Source organism: Streptococcus parasanguinis (assembly GCF_964238605.1).
GTDB lineage: Bacteria > Bacillota > Bacilli > Lactobacillales > Streptococcaceae > Streptococcus > Streptococcus parasanguinis_AJ.
Genome location: NZ_CAXSMM010000021.1, coordinates 1 through 4370, shown reverse-complemented (window position 1 = coordinate 4370; position 4370 = coordinate 1). Strand labels below are relative to the sequence as shown.

General features: G+C 27.9%; 3 protein-coding genes. All 3 read right to left on the bottom strand.

The window, feature by feature from the left end:
* Positions 1-253: 253 nt before the first annotated feature.
* From ACESR9_RS10115 to ACESR9_RS10105, 3 genes are read right to left on the bottom strand one after another with little or no spacing between them, the layout of a single operon-like run.
* The gene (locus ACESR9_RS10115) at positions 254-1438 is read right to left on the bottom strand and encodes an HNH endonuclease signature motif containing protein (protein WP_373106431.1); all 1185 of its coding nucleotides are present in this window, start codon (positions 1436-1438) and stop codon (positions 254-256) included.
* 2 nt (positions 1439-1440) lie between these two features.
* Entirely contained in the window at positions 1441-3579 is a 2139-nt protein-coding gene (locus tag ACESR9_RS10110) for an AAA family ATPase (RefSeq protein ID WP_373106429.1), read from the bottom strand.
* A 59-nt stretch (positions 3580-3638) separates the two neighbouring features.
* Entirely contained in the window at positions 3639-3989 is a 351-nt protein-coding gene (locus tag ACESR9_RS10105) for a helix-turn-helix domain-containing protein (RefSeq protein WP_371496119.1), read from the bottom strand.
* Positions 3990-4370: the final 381 nt, after the last annotated feature.

Below are 4370 nucleotides of genomic sequence, written 5' to 3'. Positions count from 1 at the left end.
ATTTTATATTTTTGAATACAATGTTGAAAGAAGTAATTGAAATTATAATTTAATAATGAAATATCGTTATCCTTCATATACTGGTATAATACATGTTTTGTAGACTTACTTATTTTTGTATACAATTCATCCAAAGAACGGTACCTCCCTAAAGTATAAATTACAAAACCAAACCAATTTGGTTGAGTTTAGTATACAAAAAAAGTGGACAATTGTCCACCTAGTTTTAAAAAGATTGATTCTGTTGTGACTTCTATTCAAGGATATTAGAAATTTTCTCCCCAAAAGTTTCGAAACTTTTATTAGTTTCAAGATAGTATTTTAGAATAGCTTCAATTATATCTTTTTTATTCGAGTCCACATCTTTGTACAAATTAGGAAAGCTGAAATCTACTGAATATTTTTTTAAGTGATAAAAATATTTTTTTATATCCGTTTCATTACTTAACACAAACTCAATTAATTTAATTTGATTAGTTACAGATTTAAATTCTGTAAAAAAGTCATTATTTTCAAATACCAGTTCATTGGGATTATAACGTAGTCGGTTAATATCACTTCTGAAGCATTCTAGAATGTTTTGGTTTCTTTGACAATAATTTATTAATTTATCACAAATTTGAAAGCCGAAATAATTTTGATCTATCCAATAAAAACTATTGTTTTTCTCATATTCCATATTAACTTTGTATGATTCCTTTAAATTGTTTAAATAACATTTTAGTAATGTATTTCTAAAAATTTCAGGATTATTGGATAACGTTGAAATGATTTTTTGATACTCTAAGTTTAAGCGATGATTATAAGTCTTTTCAAGATTATAGATGTCTATAAAATTTTCAATTCTTTTATCGAAACAATTTTGATGAAAAGAAAAATTAATTCTTGGAGAAATCCCTCCTCTTTTTTCCACTAAATCAACTTTAAAATATTCTTCAATTCGAAAATCTACCGCATACGGATTAATCTCACTATTATTTTTATTATCAGATTTTACTTGATGTTTTGAAGTGTTACATTCTACACAACATTTAATTAAATTAATAGGTAAGATAGCAAAACGAAAATCTCCTTTAGATCCTTTAGGAATAATGTGTTCCAATGTTACTTTTGTCGAAAGGACACCCTCGCAAATCGGGCATATATCAATATTATGGACATTCTTTACTGTTGGAAATGAAGTAAATACTTTTTTTTCTTCCTTTCGAATATAATTATTGTATAAATATTCTGCTTTATCATTATCAAAAAAAGTAGGTCGATTTAGATTTTCAATATCTATGTCATATAATTCTGAAGCAATTTTCTCTTGATATTTTTCATCTAAGTTATTCAGGTACGATTTCAGACTTTGTTTATCTTGATCTTCTATAGAACTTGGCAAAACTTCGATTATTTTATCAATAGTAGGTAGATTGTCTATACTAACTTTTCTCAAATTTAATCATCCTCTTCTAACTCATACTCCAATATCTCATCATTAAGGAGCAGATATTTTAAATAAGCTTCATCGCCTAAATAAGGAATATCAGTCTTAAATAATAAGGGATTGTTTTGACGTTCCGGATCTTTTACTCTTTCTATAAGCAAGCTATTATATCCTGTATTTTGTAGTTCTACACCGTATATATTTTTATATAAAGCATCCAAATTTTGCCCATAAGTCTTATAAATAATTGATGATATGTTATGATTCGAATCCAACTTATATACATTACAATGAGGAATTTCTTGAATAACTACAGGCGAATGTGTTGCAACTAAACAAAAAGCTCCTACTCTATTAACTATTTCAGAAACAGCCCTAATGAAAGACTTGATCATAGGTGGGTGCATAAAAGTTTCAGGTTCATCAAATATTACCAAACTTCCTTGATTAACACAAAAAACTAGTTTAGTTAAATACAGTAGAATAGTAGCTTGACCCGAACTTAGTTTGCTTAGCTTTTTGAAATCAGATAATTTAATATTTCTATCACAAAAAGCTGCTCTAATATTTTGTGCCCATGGCTCAAAAGAAAAATAGCCTAAAGCTTCCTCCCATAATTCAAGTTTTTCTTTAGATGCAATCAAATCAAGAATTAAAGACTGAATGTACCAACGAAAACTATCTTCAATATTAATTTCATGAATTTTTTCTTTTAATAGTTTATTGTTATCATCTAGTAATTTCTTTTTCTTATTGTTTTTATATTTATCAACAAAATAGTTTTTAATTTCCTCTAATTCCAATGAATCTAATTTACTAATTACAGTTTCTATTAAGGGTTTTTTAATAGATACAAATCCTACTTTTTCGTAAAGAGTGTTTCCTTCTTTATCTTTATACACGTCAGTCAGTTTTATGTTATCAACTTCAATTACATTATCAAATGGGCTTAGTGAAAAATGAACCACCTGAGAAAAATTATTATCATTTTTAACGTGTCTTCTAATAATTTCTTCTATTTTGTAAGTTTTGCCATTCCCATTCCCACCAACCATTCCATAGACATTCATTGGCAAATATGATTTTTTTCTCTTATAAAAAATTAGTTTCCCCTTAGAAACATTCTTTTCACTGAATGGATATTCTATCTTATCAATTTTGTTATCAATTGAACGTTTTATTTTCGATTCAGAAGAATCCGTATTCATTTCGTCTAGATTAGTTCCTGATAGTGTCAAAGGATGAAATACATCTTTAATTTCCTTTATAGTTGTAGTTCTTAGAAAGGAATTATTAAAAAAATTATGAACTTTTCCATATGGCGGTTTTGTCCCTTTAGCTTTAGCATCGTAATCTTCATAGTCAGCATATAATCTGGCAAAATAATCTAATTTATTTAAATCAAATGCTAAATCATTTGTCTTAGCAAACCATTCTTTTCTAACATCAAATGTTAAATATTTCTTTAAGAAATTATAATAGTGATTAGATCCAATCGAACAAACTTCTATATCTTTTGGTTTTTCTTTGTATCCTAATAGATATAGTCTTATTTCATCAGTCAAAGGATTAATACGGAATGATATTTGTTCTCTCCATATATAAACAAGCATAGTTTGTCGATAACCATAGTCATCCCATTGATCAAATCCAATATCTATACAATTTATAAAATCGTCCAATTTTTTGAAACTAACTACATTTTCTATAATTTCAAAGCTACTAGTTTCAATAGCTGAAATTTTAACAAAATGAAATGTGAGAAACTCTGTTTTAATAGAAAAATAAGAATCCTTTTTATTTACATCACCATTAAAATCATCTAACTTCTCAATATCTGTAAAATTGTATAACTTGTCAGTATCTGTAAAATTAGTAGACTTATCGGTTATTTCCGTAATCATAATATAGTCTATTAGTTTATTAACCAATTTATTAGCACTACTTGTTAATTTCTTATTTTTTAAAGTTTCAAATTGACTAATCATTAGAATTTTTTTATTTCCATGCCAATTTTCATCAGAATACACTAGAAAACTATAATCAACAAACAACTTATCCTTTTCTTGCGAAAGTTTAAAGTCCTGTTCAAACCAAGTAATCTCATGATATTCTTTTTTTATACCTTCAATTATTTCTGCAGTATTCATAAAATCTATCCTCAAAAAAAGTATTGAATCCTCTATAAGTCATTAAATATGTTAATTTTTTAATTCTTTCTTTTACTCTTACTAAATAATTTTTTTCTTTCTTCCATAAATTCAATCAACTCCTTCTTAAAGATTTTCTTCTCTTCCTCTGTTAATCCCTTTGAGTTCATACGGAAAAGCAATTCAATATTATCTAATGCCTCTGATTTTGCTTCTGAGTTTCCAACTAAATAATCAACTGACACATTCAAAATTTGTGCTAGTCTAATAAGATTCTCTTGGGTAGGATTTTTCTTTCCTCTCTCCCAGTCGGCATAGGAAGACTGTCCTATCCCTAATCGTTTTGCGAGTTCAACCTGAGTTAAGTGAGCTTGTTTTCGTAATTCTTTTAAACGTTCTGCAAACGCCATAGCTATTCCTCTTCAAATTTTTTTAAAAAAATTTCAAAAATCCCTTGACTTTTATCGCCAACAGCGATAAAATGTAAATATAGCTGGTGGCGATATTAAAAATCAAAATAATAATCCCTACCAATTGAGATCATTGACAATTAAATAAAAAGTGCGTCTGACAACCAGAGGACTGACTATCAAACTACACTAAACTTCGTACCTTTATTGTAATCTATTTGATAGGTAAAGTCAAGTCCGTTTTACGGTTGAAGTGAAGATATAAAACAAGACTCAATTCTTGTGGGCTTCCACGCATTTCGGACTTTCGCACTTTTCCGAATAGTAAAGTGAACTGGCTTCGCCAAAGGGCGTAAGAGAATCCCTTGGGTATGATCAAGA

Excerpts from the sequence above, each read along its gene's own strand:
- ACESR9_RS10105 (WP_371496119.1), bottom strand. The coding sequence starts at position 3,989 with ATGGCGTTTGCAGAACGTTTAAAAGAATTACGAAAACAAGCTCACTTA.
- ACESR9_RS10110 (WP_373106429.1), bottom strand. The coding sequence starts at position 3,579 with ATGAATACTGCAGAAATAATTGAAGGTATAAAAAAAGAATATCATGAG.